The sequence below is a fragment of the Azospirillum sp. P4_B5 genome (assembly GCF_056402275.1).
The window spans coordinates 16703-39837 of sequence record NZ_JBFUHT010000051.1 but is presented as its reverse complement, the minus strand read 5'-3'; the positions used below and the strand labels follow the sequence as shown (position 1 = coordinate 39837).

At 69.3% G+C, this 23135-nt stretch carries 23 protein-coding genes; 7 read left to right on the top strand and 16 right to left on the bottom strand.

Features of this window, described 5'->3' with window-relative positions:
• Positions 1-494 precede the first annotated feature (494 nt).
• Positions 495-1085, top strand: a complete 591-nt coding sequence (locus AC1DVI_RS27530) for an NUDIX domain-containing protein (RefSeq protein ID WP_476960690.1) — start codon at positions 495-497, stop codon at positions 1083-1085.
• An 11-nt stretch (positions 1086-1096) separates the two neighbouring features.
• On the top strand, positions 1097-1717 hold the full coding sequence (locus AC1DVI_RS27525; protein WP_149164096.1) for a 3'-5' exonuclease: 621 nt from the start codon (positions 1097-1099) through the stop codon (positions 1715-1717).
• Positions 1718-1741: 24 nt separating this feature from the next.
• Here the strand turns inward: AC1DVI_RS27525 and mtnA are convergent, their stop codons facing one another.
• Positions 1742-2842: an S-methyl-5-thioribose-1-phosphate isomerase gene (gene mtnA, locus AC1DVI_RS27520; RefSeq protein WP_476960689.1), complete on the bottom strand. Its 1101-nt coding sequence runs from the start codon at positions 2840-2842 to the stop codon at positions 1742-1744.
• Positions 2843-3026: 184 nt separating this feature from the next.
• Here mtnA and AC1DVI_RS27515 point away from each other — a divergent pair, with 184 nt between their 5' ends.
• Positions 3027-4715: a sensor histidine kinase gene (locus tag AC1DVI_RS27515; RefSeq protein ID WP_476960688.1), complete on the top strand. Its 1689-nt coding sequence runs from the start codon at positions 3027-3029 to the stop codon at positions 4713-4715.
• A 7-nt stretch (positions 4716-4722) separates the two neighbouring features.
• Here AC1DVI_RS27515 and AC1DVI_RS27510 read toward each other — a convergent pair whose 3' ends face one another.
• The 5 genes from AC1DVI_RS27510 to AC1DVI_RS27490 all read right to left on the bottom strand — a co-directional run bounded on the left by AC1DVI_RS27510 (position 4723) and on the right by AC1DVI_RS27490 (position 10030).
• The gene (locus tag AC1DVI_RS27510; protein ID WP_476960687.1) at positions 4723-5307 is read right to left on the bottom strand and encodes a 3'-5' exonuclease family protein; all 585 of its coding nucleotides are present in this window, start codon (positions 5305-5307) and stop codon (positions 4723-4725) included.
• A gap of 30 nt (positions 5308-5337) precedes the next feature.
• Complete coding sequence (locus tag AC1DVI_RS27505) at positions 5338-7155, bottom strand: putative nucleotidyltransferase substrate binding domain-containing protein (RefSeq protein WP_476960686.1); 1818 nt, start codon at positions 7153-7155, stop codon at positions 5338-5340.
• A gap of 117 nt (positions 7156-7272) precedes the next feature.
• Positions 7273-8985, bottom strand: a complete 1713-nt coding sequence (locus tag AC1DVI_RS27500; RefSeq protein WP_476960685.1) for a cation acetate symporter — start codon at positions 8983-8985, stop codon at positions 7273-7275.
• The gene (locus tag AC1DVI_RS27495; RefSeq protein WP_014239204.1) at positions 8985-9287 is read right to left on the bottom strand and encodes a DUF485 domain-containing protein; all 303 of its coding nucleotides are present in this window, start codon (positions 9285-9287) and stop codon (positions 8985-8987) included. Before AC1DVI_RS27495 ends, AC1DVI_RS27500 begins: the two co-directional genes overlap by 1 nt.
• 218 nt (positions 9288-9505) lie before the next feature.
• A complete protein-coding gene (locus AC1DVI_RS27490) occupies positions 9506-10030 on the bottom strand; it encodes a DUF1178 family protein (protein ID WP_476960684.1) in 525 nt (174 codons plus the stop codon).
• A gap of 132 nt (positions 10031-10162) precedes the next feature.
• Between AC1DVI_RS27490 and AC1DVI_RS27485 the strand changes: the two genes are divergently transcribed.
• Positions 10163-10795 carry a class I SAM-dependent methyltransferase gene (locus AC1DVI_RS27485; RefSeq protein WP_476960683.1) on the top strand — a complete coding sequence of 211 codons (633 nt, stop codon included), beginning with the start codon at positions 10163-10165 and terminating at the stop codon, positions 10793-10795.
• Positions 10796-10802: 7 nt separating this feature from the next.
• Here AC1DVI_RS27485 and AC1DVI_RS27480 read toward each other — a convergent pair whose 3' ends face one another.
• The 4 genes from AC1DVI_RS27480 to AC1DVI_RS27465 form a co-directional block, all read right to left on the bottom strand.
• Positions 10803-11639, bottom strand: coding sequence for a carbon-nitrogen hydrolase family protein (locus AC1DVI_RS27480; RefSeq protein ID WP_476960682.1), 837 nt, complete (start codon positions 11637-11639; stop codon positions 10803-10805).
• Positions 11636-11899 carry a glutaredoxin 3 gene (grxC, locus tag AC1DVI_RS27475; protein ID WP_476960681.1) on the bottom strand — a complete coding sequence of 88 codons (264 nt, stop codon included), beginning with the start codon at positions 11897-11899 and terminating at the stop codon, positions 11636-11638. The genes AC1DVI_RS27480 and grxC overlap by 4 nt, the downstream gene beginning before the upstream one ends.
• Positions 11900-11988: 89 nt before the next feature.
• Positions 11989-12732: a ComF family protein gene (locus tag AC1DVI_RS27470; protein ID WP_476960680.1), complete on the bottom strand. Its 744-nt coding sequence runs from the start codon at positions 12730-12732 to the stop codon at positions 11989-11991.
• 14 nt (positions 12733-12746) lie between these two features.
• Positions 12747-13013, bottom strand: a complete 267-nt coding sequence (locus tag AC1DVI_RS27465; RefSeq protein ID WP_149164086.1) for a flagellar biosynthetic protein FliQ — start codon at positions 13011-13013, stop codon at positions 12747-12749.
• A 92-nt stretch (positions 13014-13105) separates the two neighbouring features.
• Here AC1DVI_RS27465 and AC1DVI_RS27460 point away from each other — a divergent pair, with 92 nt between their 5' ends.
• Positions 13106-14002 (top strand): methyltransferase domain-containing protein, encoded by an 897-nt coding sequence (locus AC1DVI_RS27460; protein WP_476960679.1) that lies wholly within the window; start codon positions 13106-13108, stop codon positions 14000-14002.
• Positions 14003-14185: 183 nt separating this feature from the next.
• Here AC1DVI_RS27460 and AC1DVI_RS27455 read toward each other — a convergent pair whose 3' ends face one another.
• The 3 genes from AC1DVI_RS27455 to AC1DVI_RS27445 all read right to left on the bottom strand — a co-directional run bounded on the left by AC1DVI_RS27455 (position 14186) and on the right by AC1DVI_RS27445 (position 15881).
• The gene (locus tag AC1DVI_RS27455; RefSeq protein WP_149164084.1) at positions 14186-14953 is read right to left on the bottom strand and encodes a sulfite exporter TauE/SafE family protein; all 768 of its coding nucleotides are present in this window, start codon (positions 14951-14953) and stop codon (positions 14186-14188) included.
• Positions 14954-15045: 92 nt separating this feature from the next.
• Positions 15046-15651: a hypothetical protein gene (locus AC1DVI_RS27450; protein ID WP_476960678.1), complete on the bottom strand. Its 606-nt coding sequence runs from the start codon at positions 15649-15651 to the stop codon at positions 15046-15048.
• An 83-nt stretch (positions 15652-15734) separates the two neighbouring features.
• Entirely contained in the window at positions 15735-15881 is a 147-nt protein-coding gene (locus AC1DVI_RS27445; protein ID WP_476960677.1) for a hypothetical protein, read from the bottom strand.
• A gap of 106 nt (positions 15882-15987) precedes the next feature.
• Between AC1DVI_RS27445 and AC1DVI_RS27440 the strand changes: the two genes are divergently transcribed.
• Both AC1DVI_RS27440 and AC1DVI_RS27435 read left to right on the top strand, forming a co-directional pair.
• Positions 15988-16551, top strand: a complete 564-nt coding sequence (locus AC1DVI_RS27440; RefSeq protein ID WP_476960676.1) for an ankyrin repeat domain-containing protein — start codon at positions 15988-15990, stop codon at positions 16549-16551.
• A gap of 7 nt (positions 16552-16558) precedes the next feature.
• Complete coding sequence (locus tag AC1DVI_RS27435) at positions 16559-17566, top strand: CobD/CbiB family cobalamin biosynthesis protein (RefSeq protein ID WP_476960675.1); 1008 nt, start codon at positions 16559-16561, stop codon at positions 17564-17566.
• Between the two features lie 88 nt (positions 17567-17654).
• Here AC1DVI_RS27435 and AC1DVI_RS27430 read toward each other — a convergent pair whose 3' ends face one another.
• The 3 genes from AC1DVI_RS27430 to secA all read right to left on the bottom strand — a co-directional run bounded on the left by AC1DVI_RS27430 (position 17655) and on the right by secA (position 22791).
• A complete protein-coding gene (locus tag AC1DVI_RS27430) occupies positions 17655-19208 on the bottom strand; it encodes a DEAD/DEAH box helicase (RefSeq protein WP_476960674.1) in 1554 nt (517 codons plus the stop codon).
• Positions 19209-19461: 253 nt separating this feature from the next.
• Positions 19462-19908, bottom strand: coding sequence for a large conductance mechanosensitive channel protein MscL (gene mscL / locus AC1DVI_RS27425; RefSeq protein WP_476960673.1), 447 nt, complete (start codon positions 19906-19908; stop codon positions 19462-19464).
• A gap of 132 nt (positions 19909-20040) precedes the next feature.
• Positions 20041-22791 carry a preprotein translocase subunit SecA gene (gene secA / locus AC1DVI_RS27420; protein WP_476960672.1) on the bottom strand — a complete coding sequence of 917 codons (2751 nt, stop codon included), beginning with the start codon at positions 22789-22791 and terminating at the stop codon, positions 20041-20043.
• Positions 22792-23135: the final 344 nt, after the last annotated feature.

The following is a 23135-nucleotide window of genomic DNA, read 5'->3' as shown; positions in this document are numbered from 1 at the left end:
GAGCCCAGCGCCGCCACCGGGCCGCGCAGCGGCAGGCGGGAGGCCGGGGCGGTGCGGGCCAGCCGGGACAGGGCGGCAAGGTCGTAGCCTTCCCACCAGGCGACGAATTTCGTCCGCCAGTCGGGATTGCGCCAGCGCTCCCTATCCTGAAAATTGTGCCGCATCCGGCGCTGCGTTTCCAAAATTGCTGCCCCACGAAGGACGGCCACCGCCGGCATCAACGGATACCGCACAATATAGAGGTAGACCTCAACAGTCGGGGAGTCAAGTAACCAGCACGAACAGTTGGGAAGGACTTGCGTGAACTGTCGCGAAAATTTTATCTAACTGTGAAATATTTCCGTAACGACCATGGCTTGCGGTCCCGAAGCCGACGCGCGGCACGGTGGCCGAAGCGCGCCGCGTTGCAGCATCGAGGCGCAATGCCTATAGTTCCGCCCCAGCACCCCGCAGCCTGTCCCCACACCGCCCCACACCGCTCAAGGAGCACCGGCGTGCCGCACAAGACCGGCAATCCCTGGACCGTCCTGACGACCAAGCCGATCTACGAGAATCCGTGGATGCGGGTGGTGGAGCACGACGTGCTGACCCCGCTCGGCAATCCCGGCATCTACGGCGTCATGCACGCCCAAAATCTGGCGACCGGGGTGGTTCCCATCGACGACCAGGGCCGCGTCACGCTGGTCGGCCAGTACCGCTTCCCCTTGGAGCAGTACAGTTGGGAGATCCCGGAGGGCGGCGGCAAGAAGGGCGTCGAACCGGTGGAGTCGGCCAAGCGCGAGCTGCTGGAGGAAACCGGCCAGACCGCCCGCCACTGGCTCCCGATCCTGACCATGCACCTGTCCAACAGCATCACCGACGAGACCGCCCATTGCTTTCTCGCCTGGGGGATCGAGCAGGGACAGGCCGAACCGGAGGAGACGGAGGTCCTGCAACTGCGCCACGTTCCCTTCGCGGAGGCCTACTCCATGGTCAAGCGCGGGGAGATCACCGACGCCATCGCAGTGGCCTGCCTGCTGAAGGTCCGCCTGATGGCGCTCGACGGAGACCTGCCCGCGGACGTCACCCGCCTGATCCTGGGCTGAGGGAAGACGTTATGCAGGCTGTCGCCATCGACTTCGAAACCGCCAACGAATCGCGGACCAGCGCCTGCTCCATCGGCGTCGCCTGGATCGAGGACGGGCGCGTGGTGGAGACCGAGGAGCATCTGATCCGCCCGCGGGAGATGCGCTTCAACCCCTTCAACACCGCCGTCCACGGCCTGCGGGCGGAGGATGTCGCCGGCGCACCGGAATTCCCGGAGGTCTGGCGCCGCTTCGCCCGTCGGCTGGAAGGCCGGTTGGTGCTGGCCCACAACGCCTCCTTCGACATCAGCGTGCTGCGCCACACGCTGGACGATTACGGGCTGGTGTGGCCGGCCTGCAGCTACCTCTGCACCGTGGTGCTGGCGCGCAAGGCGTGGCCGCAGCTGTCGGCGCACAAGCTGAATTATCTGGCCGACCATCTGGGCATCGCGCTCGACCACCACCGCGCCGGCAGCGACGCCGAGGCCTGCGGCCGCATCGCGCTCGCCGCCACCCGCGTGCTGGGGCTGGAGCGGCTGGCCGACATCGCCGCGGCCACCGGCATCACGCTGGGGCAGTTGACGCCGGGCGCCTACAGCCCCTGCAAGGGCGGCAACCCGCCGCGGCGGCGCAAGCTGGTGCCGGTGGTGTAAGGGGGAGCGTATGGGGCAAGCGCTTTACGCGCCACCCCGCTCCGGAAACAACCCCGCCAACCCCTCGCGGGTCGCCGGACACACCCCGCGTTCGGTCACCAGACCGGTGACCAGACGGGCCGGGGTCACGTCGAAGCCGTAATTGACCGCCGGGCTGCCGGCCGGGGTGACGCGGACGGTCTCGATCCGCCCGTCGGCGGTGATGCCGGTCAGCTCGGTCACCTCGCGGGAGTCGCGCTCCTCGATGGGGATTTCCTTGACGCCATCCGCCATGCCCCAGTCGATGGTCGGGGAGGGCAGCGCGACGTAGAAGGGCACGCCGTTGTCGTGGGCGGCCAGGGCCTTCAGATAGGTGCCGATCTTGTTGCAGACGTCGCCGGTCGCCGTGGTGCGGTCGGTGCCGACGATGCACAGGTCGACCATGCCGTGCTGCATCAGGTGGCCGCCGGTGTTGTCTACCACCACCGTGTGGGGCACGCCGTGGCGGTTCAGTTCCCAGGCGGTCAGGCTGGCGCCCTGGTTGCGCGGGCGCGTCTCGTCCACCCAGACATGCAGGCGGATGCCCTCCTCGAAGGCGACATAGACCGGGGCGAGCGCCGTGCCCCAATCGACGGTGGCCAGCCAGCCGGCGTTGCAGTGGGTCAGCACGTTCACCGGCTCGCCCGGGGCCTTGCGGCGGGCGGCCTCGCGGATCAGGGCGGCACCATGCTCCCCGATGGCGCGGTTGATGGCGACATCCTCGTCGCAGACCGCCGCGGCCTCGGCGTAGGCGGCCTCGGCGCGGGCGACGGGCGGCAGCGCCGCCAGACGGGTGCGCATCCGGTCCAGCGCCCAGCGCAGGTTGACGGCGGTCGGGCGGGTGGCGAGCAGCCGCGCGCCGGCCGCCTCCAAGGCGGCGTCGGACGGGTCGGCCCGCATGGCCAGCGCCACGCCATAGGCGGCGGTCGCCCCGATCAGCGGCGCCCCGCGCACCAGCATGGCGCGGATGGCGTGGGCGGCCTCCTCCAGGTCGGTCAGCCGCGCGACGGCGAAATCATGCGGCATCCGCGTCTGGTCGATGATCTCCACCGACCAGCCGTCCTGCGCCAGCCAGATGGTGCGGTAGGCCGTGCCGTCGATTTTCATACGCCATACTCCCCGCGCTCGATGCTGCTTCGGCCTTTCGGCCCGGCGCGACAATAGGGGGTGGCGCGGCGCGGTTCAACGGGCGTACCCAGGGAACAGGAGCCCGCAAAAAAGTGTTGGTCCGCCACAAAAGCCACGACCTTCGATGCCACGCCAACCCGTCCTTCCCCGTCCCGCCGAAATCATGCCCCTGCGCGCCCTGCGATCCAAAGGTTCCCCTCTGCTGTACCGGATGCCGGGGTCGGCGCTGGTGCTGATGGTCTGCGCGGTGGCGCTGCTGCTGACGCTCGGCCTGTCGGCCAGCTTCGCGTTGCGGGACCGGGCGGCGGCCCTGCAGCACGCCCAGGACACCGCCGGCAACGCCAGCCTGCTGGTCGCGGAGCACGCGGCCCGGCTGGTGGAGACCAGCGACCTGATCCTGAAGCAGGCGGTCCAGCTCGCCGGACCGGCCGACGCCCCGCTGCCCACGGACCGGGCGGCCTGGGAACGCTACGCGGCGCTGGTGCGGGGCACGCCCTATCTGGTGTCGATCTGGCTGTTCGACGCCGAAGGGAACCCCGTCCTGAGCACCCGCCGCTTTCCCACCCCGGCGATGAACGTCGCCGACCGCGATTACTTCGAGGCCCAGCGGACGGGCGGCGGCAAGGCGGCCGGCCAGCTCTTCATCACCGCGCTGGACAAAAGCCGCTACAGCCAGGAGCCGCTGATCCTGCTCTCGCGCCCGCTGGCCGCGGCACCGGGGGAATTCCGCGGCGTGGCCCTGGTCGCCGTCTCGCCGCGCTACGTCCGCGACATCTACAAGAGCTTCGATTTCGACTACGCCCGTTCCATCACCCTGCGCCGGGCCGACGGCACGGTGCTGCTGCACGAGACCCAGGGGCCGGACGCCACCGACAGCGCCGCGGCGGAGGCCGCCGGGGAGCCGGAAATCTCCGCGCTGCGCCAGGTGGACAGCGTGCCGCTGACCGTTGGAGTGGCCATCCCGGTGAGCAGCGTCATGGATCGCTGGCACGGGCAGCTGTGGACCTACATCTCCTACGCGCTGGCGGCCCTGGCCGCGGTGTCGGTGATCGGCGGGATGGCCCTTCAGCGCGCCCGGCGAGAGCGGCAGGCGGAGAGAGCGCTCCAGAACGCCTACGACACGCTGGAGGAGCGGGTGCACCAGCGCACGGCGGAGCTGGAGCGGACCAACGGGCAGCTCGAAACGGCGGTGACCGACAAGGAGGTCCTGCTGAAGGAGATCCAGCACCGGGTGAAGAACAACCTTCAGGTCATCTGCAGCCTGCTGCGCCTTCAGGCCGCGCGCATCGACGAGCCGGCCCGCCGCGCCTTCGACGAGAGCCTGCGCCGCATCCAGTGCATGAGCCTGATGCAGGAGCTGCTTTACCGCTCCGACCAGCCGGCGCGCATCGACTTCGCCGATTACCTGCGCCAGCTCTGCGACGGACTGGTCCGCTCGACCAATCCGAGCGGGGCGCGACTGACGGTGAACGCTCCCCAGCCCTGGAGCCTCGACGTGGATCAGGCCACCCCGCTCGCCCTGATCGCCAGCGAGCTTGTATCCAACGCGCTGCTGCACGCCTTCCCCCTTGGCCATCCCGGCACGGTGACGGTGGACCTGCTGCCGGAAGGCACGGAGGGCATGCGGATGGTGGTGCGCGACGACGGCGCCGGCCTGCCGCCCGATCCGTCGGCCTCCCAAAGCCGCCCCAACGACAAGCGCCCGAGCGGGCTGGGGCTGGTTCTGGTCCGGGCGCTGGCCCAGCAGGCCGGGGCGGATGTGACGATCGACCGGCAGCCGGACGGTGGACCGGGCACCCGCTTCATCGTGTCGGTGCCCACCCTTTCGAAAGGCCAGACGAAAGCGGCTTGATGAAGCGTCAGGGCCGCGGCGGCTCCAGACGCAGATAGACCATGGCGGAGGCGAGCGCGCTGGCGTAGGCGTCCTCCCCGGCGCGCGGCGGCAGGTCGAGATCGCGCAGGATGCTGTCCAGCCGCAGATCGACCGCGTATTTGCCAGGCACCTTGGCCCTGCGGCCGTAATAGAGGCTGGACACCTCGATCCTCTGGTTCGGCAGCGCCATGCCCACCATCGGCTGCACCAGCCGATCCAGGAGCCCCACGGTGAAATCCAGGTAGTAACCGACCAGCGGGCGGTTGCCGATGAAGGCCAGCAGGCGGGACAGCGCGGGTTCCGCCGGTTCGGTGGGCCAGAAGGAAAGGATCAGGCGCTGGCTGGTCAGGATACGGCCGCCGCGAATGCGCAGAGCGGCGACGCCGCGGAGATCGGCCGTGGTCGCGTCGAAGGAGGTGGCCTCGCAATGGATCGCCACCCGCTCCCCGGTTTCTTCCCCCGACAGCAGCAAGGCGCGGTCGGGATGCTCGGCAAGGAGGCCGGCGGTCTCAGCGACAGGAGCGGCCACCACCCCGTTGGCCACCACGCTGGCAATGGTCTCGGTCGGCATGCCGCCTCCTTTCCCCGCGCGCTTGGCGGGTCAATGGTTCAGGTGGAAGTGGTACGCGAGCAGTTCCTTGAACTTCTTCACCAGCGCCAGGCAGTCCTTGAACTGGTCGCGGTCGAGCTTGCCCAGGGATTCGGTGCGGACGAGGTTGTCGGTCTGGGTGCCGGACACGCTGCCGTCCAGGCCGGCTTTCAGCCGCAGCGTGGACAGGAAGGTGAAGGCGTCGGCCAGTTCGCCGGCCACGGCGCGGTCGAGAACGCCCTGGTCGGCGAGCGCCCAGATGCGCTCGGTCGTGTTGGTCTCCGTCCTATGCTTTTCCAGCGCCAGCGCGCGGACGCCGTGGACGATGGGGAAGATGCCGGCCTTCTTGATGTCCACCGCCTCGTTGCGGCGCCGCTCGAACAGGCCGCCGAACAGGCCCGACGGCGTGTCGAAGGCCAGCGCCGGGCGGGCGAAGGCGGTGAAGAACATCTGGTTGTCCTGCAGCCGGCCGAGCAGGTAGCCCTTCGCCTCGGCCAGCAGGGCGGCGTCCCCGGCCACCGCCGCCGCGTCGTAGAAGATGGCGAGGTTCATCTGCGCCGCCTCGTCGGGACGGTGAATCCAGTGGAAGAGGGAATCCTTGTACAGCGCCAGCGGGCGCGTCCAGTCCGGGTTGGACACCATGATGCGCCCCGGGCAGGGCGGGTAGCCGAACGCGACCAGATGGCGGGTGAAGGCGTCGGTCACCTGCGACAGCGTCGGGCAATCGTAGCCGTCGCGCAGGATCAGCCCGTTGTCCTGGTCGGTCTTCAGAAGCTGCTCGCCGCGCCCCTCGCTGCCCATCACGATCAGGCAGGAGTTGGCCAGCAGGTCCGGCGGCGCCAGCAATTCGAACAGGCGGCGGAAGATCTTGCGGTTCAGCTCGGTCACGAGGTCGGCGATGAAGGACACCTTGACGCCCGTGCCGTGCAGCGTGCGGATCAGCGCGACGATGTCCTGGCTGGCCCGGCCCAGATCCTCCGGCGTGGCGGCGCGGTCGACCTTGAGCGCGATGACCTGGGAATGGTTGGACAGGACGGCCAGCAGGTCGGTCTGCTCCAGCAGGCCGGCGACCTCGCCCTGCTCGGTGATGACGAGACGGCGCACCGAATGCTTGGTCATCAGGATCAGCGCGTTGAACAGCAGGTCGTCGCGGTCCAGCGCCAGCAGTTCGTAGCGGGCGAGCGGCCCCACCGGGCTGTCCACCGGACGCCCCTCCAGCACCACGAGGTCGCGCAGGTCGGTGCCGGTCAGGATGCCGATGCGCCCCCCGTTTTTCGGATCGCCTTCCCGGACCAGCACGCTGCTCGCCTGGTTCCGCTTCATCGCCGCCGCCGCGTCGCGCAGGGACGCCCCGGCCTCGACGAAGACCGGCGGGTGCAGATAGGCCTGGCGGATTCGCGCCATGGTCAATGCGGCGGTTTCGCGGTTCGAGCGCTCGTTGGCCAGCGCGCTCAGCCGGTCGGCGAAGCCCTGCTGGATCACCGCGCCGAACGCGGTGTTCTCGTGGGCCAGTTCGAGAAGGACTTGGCGGGGCACCAGATCGCACAGCGTGTCCTCCGCCGCGACGAAGCTGCGCGCCTGCCCGTCGGAGAACAGAGCCTGGAGGTCGAAGCTGTCGTGGGCGCCGTGCACCGCCACCACCTCGCCACCCCGGCGTTCGTGGACCAGCCCTTGACGCACCACGAACAGGCAGTCTGCCGGCTCGTCCCGGCTCAGGATCACGCCGTCCCGGACATAGACGCCGAGGTCGAGCGCGGCGGCGAGCCGCTGCCGCTGTTCCGGGGTCAGGCGGTCGAAGGGGGGGACGGAGAAATCGAAGGCGTCGGACAAAATCCGCTCCACGAACCGGCGGGTGAATAAAAAAGGCGCCCCAAGACCGCGGTCTTGAGGCGCCTTGAAGATTACACCAGCCCCCTCATCTGCGGAAGGCGGGTGCGACCATTCGCATTAGTGAGCGGAAGCTCCTTCGGCGCCCAGGCCGGTCTGCGACCGGATGTACTGCGCCTTGTAGGCCTCGCGCTCGTCCTGCGCGGTCTTGCTGTTGTCGGTGATCGAGAAGAACCAGATCGCCAGGAACGACAGCGGGATGGTGAAGATGCCCGGGTTGTCGTACGGGAAGATGGCGGCCGGGTTGCCCAGCACCGACTTCCACACGGTCGGACCCATGATCAGCAGGCTGACCGACGAGACCAGGCCGATCCAGCCGCCGAGAACGGCGCCGCGGGTGGTCATCCGGCCCCAGAACATCGACATCAGCAGAACCGGGAAGTTCGCCGAGGCCGCGATCACGAAGGCGAGGCCGACCATGAAGGCCACGTTCTGGTTCTCGAAGGCGATGCCGAGGAAGATCGAGACGATGCCGATGACCACGGTGGTGATCTTCGAGACGCGGATCTCGTCATGCTCCGACGCGCGGCCCCTGGCGATCACGGAGGCGTACAGGTCGTGCGACACGGCCGAGGCGCCGGCCAGCGTCAGGCCCGCGACCACCGCGAGGATGGTGGCGAAGGCCACCGCCGAGATGAAGCCGAAGAACAGGTCGCCGCCCACCGCGTGCGCGGTGTGGATGGCCGCCATGTTGGAACCGCCGATGATGGTCGACGGGTTGGCCAGCGCGCCCGCCGCGGGGGCCGCGGTCAGGAACGGATAGGCGCCGGTGGCGTCCGGGGCCAGCAGCAGCACGATGGCGCCGAAGCCGATGATGAAGGTCAGGATGTAGAAGTAGCCGATGAAGCCGGTCGCGTAGAACACCGACTTGCGGGCTTCCTTGGCGTCCGACACCGTGAAGAAGCGCATCAGGATGTGCGGCAGGCCGGCGGTGCCGAACATCAGCGCCATGCCCAGCGAGATCGCCGAGACCGGGTCGGAGATGAGGGCGCCCGGCGCCATGATGGCGGTCGCCTTCGGGTGGACCTGGGTGGCCGTGGCGAACATCGCCTCCGGGCTAAAGCCGAACTTGGCGAGCACCGCGAAGGCCATGAAGGAGGCGCCCGACAGCAGCAGAACCGCCTTGATGATCTGCACCCAGGTGGTGGCGAGCATGCCGCCGAAGGTCACGTAGGCGATCATGAGAACGCCGACGATCACCACCGCCCACATGTAGTCGAGGCCGAACAGCAGCTGGATCAGCTTGCCGGCGCCGACCATCTGGGCGATCAGGTAGAAGGTCACCGTGGCGAGCGAGCCGCAGGCGGCCATCGTGCGCATCGGGGTCTGCTGGAAGCGGTAGGAGGCGACGTCGGCGAAGGTGTACTTGCCGAGGTTGCGCAGCCGCTCGGCGACCAGGAACAGGATGATCGGCCAGCCGACCAGCCAGCCCACCGAGAAGATCAGGCCGTCGAAACCGGAGGTGTAGACGAGGCCGGCGATGCCGAGGAAGGACGCCGCCGACATGTAGTCGCCGGCGATGGCGAGGCCGTTCTGGAAGCCGGTGATGCCGCCGCCGGCGGCGTAGAAGTCCTTCGCCGACTTCGTGCGGCGCGCCGCCCAGTAGGTGATGCCGAGCGTGGCCAGCACGAAGATCAGGAACATGACGATCGCCGAGAGGTTCGTCGCCTGCTTCTGAACCGCGCCTTCGACCGCCGCCGCGTGCACCGACGCGGGGATGAGCGCGCCGGCCGCGACGGCCGCGACGCCCACACGATTGACCAGCGAACGCATCACTTCGACTCCTCCATGATCTGCCGGTTCAGCTCATCGAACTCGCCGTTCGCCCGATGCACGTAGATGCCGGTCAGGATGAACGCCGAGATGATGGTGAAAAGGCCGACGGGGATACCCCAGGTGGTCACGCCGCTGCCGATCGGGGTACCCAGGAACCCCTTGCCGAAGGCGACCAGCAGGATGAAGCCGAAGTAGATGACGAGCATGGCGATCGAAAGCGTCCACGCGAATGCGCTACGCTTCTGCACCAGCTCCTGAAACTTGGGATTCGCGAGAATCCTCTGAGCGTTTTCTTTCATAGTGCGTCCCCTCGCGAGTGCCGAGCGATTTTTGCAAGGTCATATTAGACACTCGGGCCATATGGTCTTTGTAACGAACTATCCCGTCAACAACTTTGATGCAGGCCAGCCGCTAAAAAGCGGCTTGACGCAGCCCGCAGCCGTTGTTCCGGGGCATCGTTCACAAACCCATGGCAGCGAAAGGGCAAGGGGTACACGAAATATCGTGAGGCTCGGGCTTAGGAATTGGTGCGCGGAAGCCAAGGTATGCGACCAAAAGTCACACCTTCCTCCTTCAACTCTTCCGCTTCCTTGTCGGTGGCCTCGCCATAGATTCCGCGCGGGTCGGTTTCGCCATAATGGATGCGCCGGGCCTCCTCGGCGAAGCGATCCCCGACGTAATCGCAGCTCCCTTCAACCGTACGGCGAATTTCCGTCAATTGACGCATGACTTCCGCCGCGAAGCGCTCGCGCACCTCCGCCGGCACGGTCGGGGTTGCGGACGCCGGGGGAGCGGCAGGGGCCGTTGCGCCGCCAACCGCCGTGGGCACCGCCTCCGGCGCGCCGCTCTCGCGGGGTGCGTCGTCCTTGGAGCGGCCGCCTTTGGCGATGCGCGGGGCCATGGGGGCCTTGGCGATGTGCGTGTCGCCGCAGACCGGGCAGGCGATGGCTCGGGCGGCGGCCTGCGTCTCATAGGCGGCGCCGTTGCGGAACCAGGCCTCGAACCGGTGGTCGGCCGTGCATTTCAGAACGAAGAGGATCATGTCCCCGTCGGATGCTCCAAGGTGAGAAGAACGGATGGTCATGATATACGGTCGGTGACCGGTTGCCAGTTCAGCACGACGCCAGCGTCGCGGTCAAACACACGTCATGAAAAGAGCGGGAGCATCCGTCCCTTGTCCACACCGTCCTCCGCCGGATCGCCCCCTATCGGCTCGCCCCATGCCGCGATCAGCCCGCCCTCTCCCTGGGTCGCGCGCTTCGCGTCGCTGGTGCGGGCGGGCGGCCCGGTCCTCGACCTCGCCTGCGGGTCGGGGCGGCACCTGCGGCTGTTCCAGGCGCGCAACCATCCGGTGGTCGGGCTGGACCGCGATCTGCGCGGAGTGGCCGACCTGTCCGGGACGGCGGGGGTGGAGCTGGTGGAGGCCGACCTGGAGAGCGGGGCACCCGTGCCGCTGCTGCGCGACCGCCGCTTCGCCGCGATCGTGGTGACCAACTACCTGCACCGCCCGCTGCTCCCCATCCTTCTCGACGCGCTGGAGCCGGGCGGCCTGCTGCTTTATGAGACCTTCGCTCTGGGCAACGCCCGCTTCGGCCGTCCCGCCTCCCCCGCCTTCCTGCTGCGCAGCGGCGAGCTTCTGGAACTGGCGCGCGGGCGTCTCCAGGTCGTCGCCTACGAGCATGGCGAGGTCGCCTCGCCCAAGGCCGCGGTGGTCCAGCGGCTGTGCGCGGTCAAGGACCTGGAGGCCGGAAGCGGCCTGGACGGCGATCCGGAGCCCAGGCCGCTGCCCTACCCCCTGCCCGCATGACGGCCGGTCAGAAGCCGACCCGGTCGAGTGTGAAGGTCCGGTCGTGGGTCAGGGCCGGGACCATGCGGCGGGCCTCCTCGACGCGGGCCATGTCCAGCTCGGCCAGGACGAAGCCCACCGCCTCCTCCGCGTCGGCCAGAACCTCGCCCCAGGGGGCGACGATCAGGGAATGGCCGTAGGTCAGCCGTCCCTGGTCGTGGCTGCCGGTCTGGGCCGGGGCCAGCACGAAGCAACCCGTCTCGATGGCGCGGGCGCGCAGCAGCGTGTGCCAGTGCGCCCGGCCGGTCGGCACGGTGAAGGCCGCCGGCACCGTCAGGATCGACGCCCCCGCCTGGGCCAGCGCCCGGTAGAGATAGGCGAATCGCAGGTCGTAGCACACGGTCATCCCCACCCCGCCCCAGGGCGTGGCGGCCAGGACCGCCCGGTCGCCGGGCCGGAAGGTCGCGGATTCGCGGTAGCTCTCCCCGCCCTTCAGGTCCACGTCGAACATGTGGAGTTTGTCGTAATGGGCGACGGTCCGCCCCTCGGCGTCGAACAGATGGCTGCGGTTCGCCACCCGCCCGTCGTCGAGCAGGACGCCCAGCGTCCCGCCGAGCAGCCAGGCTCCCGTCTCCCGCGCCAGATCGGCGAAAAAGGGGATCGCCGGATGCTCGTCCGCCGGCTTCACCCGCTCCAGCACCTTGGCGCGGCCCTGGACGATCATGCTGACATTCTCGGGCAGGGCGATGAAGTCCGCTCCGGCGTCGCGCGCCCGGCGGACCAGATCGCCCGCCGCCTGAAGGTTCGGAAGGATTTCCGTGCCCGCGTTGACCTGGACGCAGGCGGCCTTCAGGACGCCGCTCATCCCCCGATTCCCAAAAGGGGGTCGAGCTTGCCGGCGCGGTCCAGCGCGTGGATGTCGTCGGAGCCGCCGTAGGGCTTGCCGTCGATGAAGACCTGCGGCACGGTCATGCGCCCCTCGGCCCGCTGCACCATCTCCTCACGGCGGCCCGGCTGCATGTAGAGGTCGATCTCCTCATACGCCACCCCCTTGCTGTCGAGCAGACGCTTGGCGCGCGAGCAGTAGGGGCAGAAGGGCGTGGTGTAGATGACGACGTCGGCCATGCGGAGGGCTCCTTGGCTGTTTTGAACGGTTATAAGATCAACCGCCGCACGGCGTCACCCGTTACGTTTTCATGGCTCACGTTCACGGCTCACGTCTTGACGACGCGCGCCAGGGTCAGCGCGTCCACCCGCTCCGCCCCGGCGCGCAGCAGCACCCGCGCGCATTCCGACAGGGTGGCCCCGGTGGTCAGGACGTCGTCGACCAGGACGATCCGCCGGCCCGCCACCCGCGGCTCCAGCCCCGGCCGGACCGCGAAGGCCCCCTTGACGTTCCGCCGCCGCCCCGAGCGGTCGAGCCCGCCCTGCGACGGGGTGGAGCGGCGGCGGACCAGCAGGTCGGGGATCACCGGGCACCCGCTCTGCCGGCCCACCGCCTGGGCGAGCAGGGCCGCCTGGTTGTAGCGGCGCCGGAACAGCCGCAGGCGGTGCAGCGGCACCGGGGCCAGCAGGTCGGCGTCGGCCAGCAGTTCCGCCCCGGCGCGGGCCAGCCAGGCGCCGTAGGCCCCGGCGGCGTGGATGCGGTCGCCGTGCTTGAAGCCCAGGACCAGCGGGCGGCTGCCGTCGTCGTAGGCCAGGACGGCGCGGGCGCGGGCGAAGACCGGCGGCTCGGCGATGCAGGCGCCGCACAGCGGCTCCCCCTCCAGCGCGAAGTCGAAGGGCGTGCCGCATCCGGCGCAGAGCGGCGGTGCGATGAAGGTCAGCCCGCTCCAGCACGGCGCGCACAGCCCGCCCTGCCGGTCCACCGCCCCGCCGCAGCACAGGCAGCGCGGCGGCAGCAGCGTGTCGAGAATTCCCGTCCAGACGCTGCTCACCAACCGCTGTGGAAGGGCCATGGCGGCGCGTCCCCTCAGTTCAGGCCGGCGATGCGGTCGAAGATCACGAAGGTGTAGTCGCGCAGCGCGATGTAGATCGCCGGACCGGTGATGAACAGGATGGCCAGCGTCGCGAAGATCTTGAGGTCCTGCTGCAGCGTCGATTCGTTGATGTTGGTCGCCTGCTGGAAGATGGTCATCAGCATGCCGAGCACCGTGGTGACGACGAGGACCGGGGTGGTGATCTTGATGATGACGATCAGCGCCTCGTAAGTGGCGCCGATGGCTTCCTCGATGCCCATGGCAAGCTCCCGCAGGTTCGCGGCCGACCATAGCACGGCCCGGCCCCTTCGCCGATGGTTGTAGCCCGCCGGGGCTGGGCTATATTGCGGGCATGACCACGCCCGACAGCATGACCGTCTTCGACCGCGCGCTCGTCCGCCGCCGCCGCGACCGCGCCGTCCCCTCCTTCGCCGAACACGCCTTCCTGTTCGAAGAGGTCGCCGAACGCCTCGTCGACCGGCTGGAGGATGTGGCCCGGCCCTTTCCCACCGTGCTCGACCTCGGCGCCCATGACGGGGTGATGGGGCGGACGCTGCGCGGGCGCAAGGGCGTCGAGACTCTGGTCGCCTGCGACCTCTCCCCCGGCTTCGCCCGGCGGGCCGGGCCGCTGGCCGTCGCCGCCGACGAGGAACTCCTGCCCTTTGTGCCGGAGACCTTCGACCTCGTGGTCAGCAACCTCAGCCTCCATTGGGTCAACGACCTGCCCGGCGCGCTGGTCCAGGTGCGGCAGGCGCTGAAGCCCGACGGCTTCTTCTGCGCGGCCATGCTGGGCGGGGAAACGCTGCTGGAGCTGCGCCGCTGCCTGTACGAGGCGGAGATGGAGGTGGCCGGCGGCGTGTCGCCCCGCGTGTCGCCCTTCGCCGAGATCCGCGACGTCGGCGGGCTGATGCAGCGCGCCGGCTTCGCCCTGCCGGTGGTGGACAGCGACGTCATCACCGTCACCTACGCCGACGCCTTCCGCCTGATGCGCGACCTGCGCGGCATGGGCGAGAGCAACGCCGTGCTGGCCCGCCGCAAGGTCCCGGCCACCCGCGCCCTGCTGTTCGACGCCGCCCGCCGCTACGCCGAGCGCTACGCCGAACCGGACGGCCGCATCGAGGCGACCTTCCAGATCCTCTATCTGGCCGGCTGGTCGCCGCACGAGAGCCAGCAGCAGCCGCTCAAGCCCGGTTGCGGCGAGATCCCGCTGGGCGAGGCGCTGAAGGGATCAGCGGGGACGTTGTCGTAATTCCTGAAGCGTCGCTTGGGCGGCTATTCACCACGAAGACACGAAGGACACAAAGAGGGCACGAAGAAATTGCGGCACTGAGAAGGCCAAAAACCAGGATTTTTTATCCAAGCTTACGCTTGATCACGCCAAACGACCTTTGCGAAAACTTAGTGGCCATCGTGTCTTTGTGGTGAAAACCCTTCACCCGATCATCCGGATCGCCATCCAGCCGAGCACGCCGGCGTTCACCACCATGATGACCGGCGCCGCCCGCGCCACCGCGGAGCGCCAGGTGCGCCCCGCCAAGTGCCCGGCGAGGCCGACCGCCAGCAGGCTCGGCAGCGTGCCCAACGCGAAGGCCGCCATGCCCAGCGCGCCGGTCAGCGCGCTGCCGCTGGCCGCGGCCACCGCCACCGCACCGTAGAGAAGACCGCAGGGAATGAAGCCCAGCGCCAAACCCAGAGCGTAGCCGCGCCAGCCCGTGGGGTTGCCGAACAGTGGGCGGGCCAGCCGGGACACCCGGTCGCCCCACCAGCGCTGCACCGCGCCGTCGAGTTTCGGCACCCAGGCGGTCAGCCCCTTCACCGCATAGCCGAGGAAGAACAGCGCCGCGAAGGCCAGAAGCGCCACCGACAGCCATTTCAGCCCGGGCAGCGCCCCGACATGGCCGGCGACCGCCGCCGCCGCCGCGCCGATCAGCGTGTAGGTGGTGCCGCGCCCCAGATGGTAGGGCAACACCGCCGCCCCGGCCAGCCGGTGGAACTCGCTCATCCGCGAGGCCGGGACCTGCTCCAGCCGGGCGGTGACCTGGGCCAGCACGAAGGGGCCGCACATGCCCGCGCAATGGGTCGATCCCCCGACCAGCCCCGCGGTCAGCAGCGCGACCAGCAGCCCGCCGTCGCGGTCGATGACGACAGCGCACTGGTTGAGGCCGGCTTCGAGAAGCGTCAGGGCCGAATGGGCGTCCAAGGCGGATCTCCGGTTGGAAGACCGCCCGTGTATAGGGGAAGCCCGCCGCGAAGGCCATGACCTGAGTCAACGGGCTCCAGACGTCCTCTCGACTACCCCTCGGAGCCGGACTGCGGCACCTCGTGCACCTCGACCGGCCGGGCGGCGTGGCGGTTCATGATCTCCAGCGCCTGCTGCTCCCGCCCGGCGTCGGCCAGATTGACCCACAGCAGGATGCCGCCCTTGTCGAGGTGCTGAAGCATCGGCTCGTTGCGCTTGTCGGTCAGCCAGTTCGACATGACCGAGCCCATGGCGCCGCCGCCCACCCCCGCCGCCGCGGCCGCCGCGGCCGCCGCCAGGGCCGTGCCGCCGGTCGCCAGGACGGCGCCGGTCGCCAGGATCGCCCCGACATAGGCCGGGAACCCGACCGCCACGCCCTTCACGCTGCCGACATCCTCCGGCGAGACGTAGGACTGGCGCGGCGCGTCGGGATCGTGGGCGATGTCCTCGGCCCGCTCCGGCACATGGCCGAGATGGTCGCGGATGGTCTGGTCGTTGGCGAGCACGCTCAGCTCATGGCGCTGGAAGCCGGCCAGGGTCAGGTCGTCGACGGCCTTCTGCAGGGCGTCGCGGCTGGCGAAGATCCCCACGGCCTCGCGCACGGCGCCGCGCAGATGGCCGCTGGAGCGGTTCGCGTTCACATCGTTCTCGAAGGTCATGGCAGTCGTCCCCTGTTGCGCTTCCCGGTTGAGCTTCAACCATGGGCGCGGAGCGGAGGTTCCCGCCGGGAAAGCAAGCGGCGTCAGGGCGTTCCCGCGGCGGCGGGCGGGGACACCACGCCGCGCGGCTCCGGCATGGTCCCCAGGAACCACCACAGGCCCAGCGCGATCAGCACGGCCTTCACCGCCAGGAACAGGGCGATGTGGCGGGCGAGCGGGTTGCGGACCATGGGCGGCTCCATTGCAGCGGGTCGCCGTCGCCAAACCGGGCCAAACTGGATAGTATCCCCGGCCGAAAGACGGATCACCCACACGGATCGCACAAAAGGACGCGCCATGAAACGGTTGCTGATGCTCAGCCTGCTGGCCCTCGGCCTGACCGCCCCCGTCGCCGCGCCGGCCCTGGCCCAGATCAACCTTCTGGAAGGCCCCTCCATGGTCAAGGCGGTGACGTCCAACGACGCCAGCGCGCTGCGGCTGCTCCTGCTGAAGGGGGAGAACCCGAATCAGGTCGATTCCAACGGGCGCCCCGTCCTGCTGGTGGCCATCGGCAACGGCCATCCCGAACTGGTGCGGCTGCTGCTCGACGGTGGGGCCAATCCCAACCGCGCCGACAAGTCCGGCAACACCCCGCTGCACTACGCGGTGGAGGCCGACGCGCCGGAGGCGGTGGACCTTCTGCTCACCAAGGGCGCCAAGGTCGATCAGGACAACCGCCAGGGCATCACCCCGCTGATGACCGCGGCCCGCTTCGGCCGCGTTGATCTGGTGGAGCGGCTGCTGAAGGCCGGGGCGCAGGCCGACCGCTCCGACTTCACGGGCCGCACGACGCTGAGCTGGGCGCAGGACAGCCGCAACGCCCGCGTAGCGAACCTGCTGCGTCAGGCCGGCGCGCGGTGAGGCCGCGATGGGCGACGCCCTGCTCACCTCCGTCCTCGGCGCCGCCCCCCTGAACGGTCCGGGACCGCTGTTCCTGCTGCTGCTGGCCCTGGCCATCGACGCCGCCGCCGGCGACTGGATCGGACGCGTCCTGCCCGACCCGGCGGCGCTGGCGCAACGAGTCTGCGCCTGGGCCGACCGGCGGCTGAACCGTGTGGAGCGCGGCAAGACCGCCCGCCTGCTGCGCGGCGCGTTGGTCGTTCTGGCGCTCGTGCTGGCCGCCGTCGCCGTCGGCCTGATCGTCGAGCGGGTCGGCGCGCAGAGCCGCGGCTGGCTGCTGGAACTGGCGGTGATCCTCGCCACCCTGCGTGGGCGGAGCGCCTGGGCGCGGGTGCGCGCGGTGCGCCGCGCCCTGGACAAGGGCGGCGTCGCCCCAGCGCGGGAGGCCGTCGCTCCCCTCACCCGCCGCCACGCCTTCAGCCTGGACGAGCACGGCATCGCCCGCGCCGCCATCGAGGCCGCCGCCAAGGGCTTTGCCCGCAAGCTGGTGGCGCCGGTCTTCGGCTACGCCCTGCTGGGGGTGCCCGGCCTGCTGGTCTGGGCGGTGGTGGATGGCGCCGACACCGCGCTGGGCCACGCCGGCGTCCGGCACGCCCGCTTCGGCCAGACCGCGGCGCGGCTGGACGACGCGCTGAACGCGATTCCGGCGCGGCTGGCGGCGGTTCTCCTGGCGCTGGCCGCGCCCTTCGCCGGAGCGAGGGCCGGCGGCGCCTTCCGCACGATGCTGCGGGACGGCGGCAAGGCGGCCTCCCTCAACATGGGCTGGCCGACCGCCGCCATGGCCGGTGCGCTGGGTCTGGCGCTGGGCGGTCCGCACCGCGACGGCGGCGTGGTCATCACCGAACCCTGGATCGGCGAGGGCCGCGCGCGGGCCACCGCCGCCGACATCGGACGGGCGCTGGCGGTCTACGCCGTGGCCGGGCTGATCCTGGCGCTGCTGGTGGCGCTGCTGCTGTGGGGGATCGCGGGGGTGTGAAGTCTCGCCCCCGTCGCCACGGCCCGCCCAAGAAAAAAGGCGCGATCCCGAGGGACCGCGCCTTTTTCATGTCAGCGGTGAACCGCTGTTACCACTTGGACGCCCGGTGCGCCGGCTTGCCGCCCTGGGAGTCGCGGCGGGCATGGCCGCCGTGCTCGTTGCGGGCGTGGTCGCTCCGGCCATGCTCGTTCCGGTTCGCCGGACGGCCCTGCGGACGGCCCCCCGGGCTGCCGTTCGGCTTGGCGCCCTCGGCACCGCCGGCGTTGCGGACCCACGGCTTCTTGTTGTAGCCGCCGCCGTTGCCGCCACCCGGACGCCCACCCGGACGGCCCGTCGGACGACCGCCGCCGCCGCCGGTCTGGAACGGACGCTGCGGCTCCAGGCCCGGAACGACGTGGATGTCGAGACGGGTGCCGGTGTAGCGCTCGATCCGGAACAGGGCGTCGCGGTCGGCGCGGGCGGCGAAGGAGACCGCCACGCCCGAGGCTCCCGCACGGCCCGTGCGGCCGATGCGGTGGACATAGTCCTCCGCCGAGCGCGGCAGGTCGAAGTTGATGACGTGGGTGATGTCGCGCACGTCGATGCCGCGCGCCGCCACGTCGGTCGCCACCAGCAGGCGGACCTGGCCGGTGCGCAGGCGCTGGAGCGTGCGGTTGCGCTTGAACTGGTCCATGTCGCCGTGCAGGGCGGCGGCGGCGTGGCCGGCGTCGCTCAGCTCCTCGGCCAGCGCGTCGGCGTCACGCTTGGTGGCGGCGAAGATGATCGCCTTGCCGACCTCGGGCAGGTCCGCGAAGTGCTTCAGCAGGCGGCGCTTGTGGTCCATGTCGTCGGCATGGTGCAGGCGCTGCTCGACGTTCACCGCGGTGGTGGCGCTTTCCACGGCGACGCGCACCGGGTTGCGCAGCAGGTTGCCGGCGAGCTGGGCCATGCGGCGGTCCAGCGTGGCGGTGAACAGCAGCGTCTGGCGCGTCTCCGGGCAGCACTTGGCGATGGTTTCCACATCGTCCAGGAAGCCCATGTCCAGCATGCGGTCCGCCTCGTCCAGGATCAGCACCTCGACGGCGCTGAGGTCGATGCGGTTGCGCGACACGTGGTCGAGCAGGCGGCCGGGGGTGGCCACCATCACGTCCACAGCGCGCGACAGCAGGCGGAGCTGGTCGCGGTAGGGCATGCCGCCGACGACGTCCACGATGTTGTACTTCATGAACTTGGCGTACTTGCGGGCGGCGTCGGTGACCTGCTTGGCCAGCTCGCGGGTCGGGGCCAGCACCAGCACGCGCGGCGCGGCGACGCCGAGGCGCGGCAGCTCGACGGTGCGGGTCAGCGCCGGCAGCATGAAGGCGGCGGTCTTGCCGGTGCCCGTCTCGGCGGTCGCCAGGATGTCGCGGCCTTCCAGGGCCGGCGGGATCGCCTCGGCCTGGACCGGGGTCGGGGTGTTGTACTCGAACGCTTCCAGCGCCTTCACGACCAGCGGGTGGACGCCCAGCCCGGCGAACGCGTTGGGGGTAACGGTTTCAGTGGTGTCGGTCACGGTTTCGCCGGCGACGGCAGTCTCGATGACAGAAGTCTCGATGACAGAGGTCTCGGTGACGGTGGTCTCGGCAACGAGAACGTCGGCGGCGGTCATTTCGATGGACGACAAGTAGGGTAACCTTTCCTCAGGACCATGACGGCGCACGGCCGCCGCACCAGGATGGTGAGCGGTGGAACGCCGGCGTTTTCGCCGGGAGGAGGTCGGAAGAGGGAGAGGCGTCTGTCCGAAGCTACGGGCGACCGGGTCCCAAGGAAGGCCGTCCCGAAATATCAAAGCGCGTCTCGCTCAAGAGACGCGCGAGCCTCCAGCGATCAAGACGCCTTACATAATGGGTTGCGCTGCACAATCCAAGAAGATTCTTTCACGCCCCCGGTCGCGTCGTGTCCGCCGGAGCGGGTGTCTGCCGTGCGCGCAGCGCATCCCGGATCTCCTCCAGCAGGATCTCCTGGCGGGGGGGCGCCTTCGGCTTGGAATCGTGGAGGAAATGCAGGCGGTTGACCTGCCGCACGATGAGGAACAGCGCCCCCGCCACGATGAAGAAGTTGATCAGGGCGTTGATGAAGCGGCCGTAGTTGATGGTCGCCGCCCCCGCCGCCTCCGCCGCGGCGAGGCTCTCGTAATGGCCGCCGGACAGGTTCAGGAAATAATTGGAGAAGTCGATCCCGCCCATGACCCAGCCGATGGGCGGCATCAGCATGTCCCTGACCAGCGAGTTGACGATGCCGGTGAAGGCCGCGCCGATGATGATGCCGACGGCCAGCTCCACGACGTTGCCGCGGCTGATGAAGGTCTTGAATTCCTGCAACATGGCTGCGCTCCCGCTTTTGACGGGAAGAACGCCACAGCCCAGCCGAAGTTTCCCGGACCGCAAAAGGAAAGGGCCGGACCTTGCGGCCCGGCCCTTTCCGGAGTTCACCGGCGGCGTTCTTGGCGGCGGCGCTTACGCCACCTTGCCGTGGCAGTGCTTGTACTTCTGGCCCGAGCCGCAGGGGCAGGGCGAGTTGCGGGGCGTGTTCGCCCAGGCGTTGGGGTCGGCGCCCGGCACCACCGAGGCGGCGGCCTCGCGGCGGACCATGCCAGCCGGCAGCGGCGCGTCGGCCGGCGGATAGCCCTGAGCGGCCCCGGCTCCCGCTTCGGCCATGGCCAGCGCCGGATCGTCGCGGCCCTCGTGCATCTCCTGCGGCGGACGGGCGTACAGCTCCTCCGGCTGCGGGGCGATGCGGATCTCGACATGCATCAGCACCGCGGTCACCTGCTCGCGCAGGGTCGACAGCATGGTCTCGAACAGCTCGAAGGCTTCCCGCTTGTACTCGTTCAGCGGGTCCTTCTGGGCGTAGGCGCGGAGGCTGATGCCCTGGCGGAGATGGTCGAGCTGGAGCAGGTGATCCTTCCATTCCTGGTCGAGGATCTGCAGCAGCAGGCTCTTCTCCACGTGGCGCATCGTCTCGGCGCCGTAATTCTCCACCTTCTCCGCGTATTTGCGGTCGGCGGCCTCGCGGACGCGCTCCTCGATCTCCGGCTCGGCGATGCCCTCTTCCTTGGCCCAATCGGCCACCGGCAGGTCCATGCCCAGCAGGCGATTCACCTCCTCGTGCAGGCCGGCGATGTCCCAGGCCTCGGAGTAGGAGTTCGGCGGGATCGCCTTGTTGACCATGTTGGAGACGACCTGATGGCGCATCTCCAGAACGGTCTCGGCGATGTCCTCGGTGTCCATGATCTCGCGGCGCTGCTCATAGACGACCTTGCGCTGGTCGTTCATGACGTTGTCGAACTTGAGCAGGTTCTTGCGGACCTCGAAATGGTGGGCTTCGACCTTGGTCTGGGCCTTTTCCAGCGCCTTGTTGATCCAGGGGTGGATGATCGCCTCCCCCTCCTTCAGGCCGAGGCGCTGGAGCATGCCGTCCATGCGCTCCGACCCGAAGATGCGCATCAGGTCGTCGTCCAGCGACAGGAAGAACTTGGAGGCACCCGGATCGCCCTGGCGGCCCGAGCGGCCGCGCAGCTGGTTGTCGATGCGGCGGCTCTCGTGCCGCTCCGTGCCGACGACGTAGAGGCCGCCGGCCTGCTTGACCAGTTCGCGCGCCTCGGCCACCTCGGCCTCGATCTGCTTGACCTTGGCGTCGCGCTCCGGCCCCTCCGGCAGACTGGCCAGCTCCATCTGGATGCGCATCTCGACGTTGCCGCCGAGCTGGATGTCGGTGCCGCGGCCGGCCATGTTGGTGGCGACCGTGACGGCGCCCGGACGGCCCGCCTGCGCGACGATGTAGGCTTCCTGCTCGTGGTGGCGGGCGTTCAGCACGTTGTGCGGGATGCCGCGCTTCTTCAGCAGCTCGGCGATCAGCTCCGACTTCTCGATGGAGGTGGTGCCGACCAGCACCGGCTGCTGGCGCTTGCGGGCGTCCTCGATCAGATCGATGATCGCGTCGTACTTCTCCGACGCCTTGCGGTAGACCTCGTCGTCCATGTCCTTGCGCTGGACCGGCACGTTGGTCGGCATGTCCACGACCTCAAGGCCGTAGATCTCCGCGAACTCCGCCGCCTCGGTCATCGCCGTGCCGGTCATGCCGGCCAGCTTCGGGTAGATGCGGAAGTAATTCTGGAAGGTGATGGAGGCGAGCGTCTGGTTCTCGCGCTGGATCGTCACCTTCTCCTTGGCCTCCAGCGCTTGGTGCAGGCCTTCCGAATAGCGGCGGCCCTCCATCATGCGGCCGGTGAACTCGTCGATGATGATGACCTTGTCGTCCTTGACGATGTAGTCCTTGTCGCGCTGGAACAGGGTGTAGGCGCGCAGCGCCTGCTGGGAATGGTGGACCAGCGCCACGTTCTGGATGTCGTACAGCCCGCCCGCCTTCAGCAGCCCGGCCTCGGCCAGAAGCTGTTCCATATGCTCCTGCCCGGTCTCGGACAGGCTGACCGTGCGGTTCTTCTCGTCCAGCTCATAGTCGTCCCGCGTCAGCTGCGGGATCAGGCGATCCACCTGCACGTACATCTCCGAGGAATCGGTGGACGGGCCGGAGATGATCAGCGGGGTGCGCGCCTCGTCGATGAGGATCGAGTCGACCTCGTCCACGATGGCGAAGTTGAAAGGCCGCTGGACCATGTCCTCCAGCCGGAACTTCATGTTGTCCCGCAGATAGTCGAAGCCGAATTCGTTGTTCGTGCCGTAGGTGATGTCGGCGGCGTAGGCGGCGCGGCGCTCCTCGTCGTCCAGCCCGTGCACGATGCAGCCGGTGGTCAGGCCGAGGAAGCCGTAGATCCGGCCCATCCAGGCGCTGTCGCGCGAGGCCAGATAGTCGTTCACGGTGACGACGTGGACGCCCTTGCCCTCCAGCGCGTTCAGATAGACGGCCAGCGTGGCGACCAGCGTCTTGCCTTCGCCGGTGCGCATCTCGGTGATCTTGCCCTGGTGCAGGACCATGCCGCCCATCAGCTGCACGTCGTAGTGCCGCTGCCCCAGCACGCGCTTGCCCGCCTCGCGCACGGTGGCGAAGGCGTCGGGCAGGATGGCGTCGAGCGTCTCGCCCTGCGACAGCCGGCCGCGCAGCCAATCGGTGCGGGCGCGCAGCGCGTCGTCGGAGAGCACCGCCAACTCGGGCTCCAGCGCGTTGATCTGCTGGACGGATTTTTGCAGCGCCTTGACGGTGCGCGTGTTGGCGGTGCCGAAAATCTTGCGGGCGAGAGCACCGAACATGAAAACCTCGGGGGTGGAACGTCGTGAAGCCGGCTTTTTGACCGGTCTCACATAGGCCCGAAGCAAGTTTCTGTCAACGAGACCCGCCCCTTTGCCCGGCCCTTTGCGGCGCGCATCGCGGGGGTGCCGGCCCCGCATCGGCTGTGGATCGGCGTGTGATGCGCCCTGGAAGCACCACCGTTCCGCCGCCATATCGCCTTGAACACGGTCGAAGCAAGGCGCCGAAGCAAGGCGTCATGGCCGCGCATCACGACCGCTTGCCCCGCGCCGCGAACCCATGCTTAATCCCCCGCGGATTCGGGCGCGGGGCCGGACAGCCGGCGCAGCTGGTCATCCGTCATAAG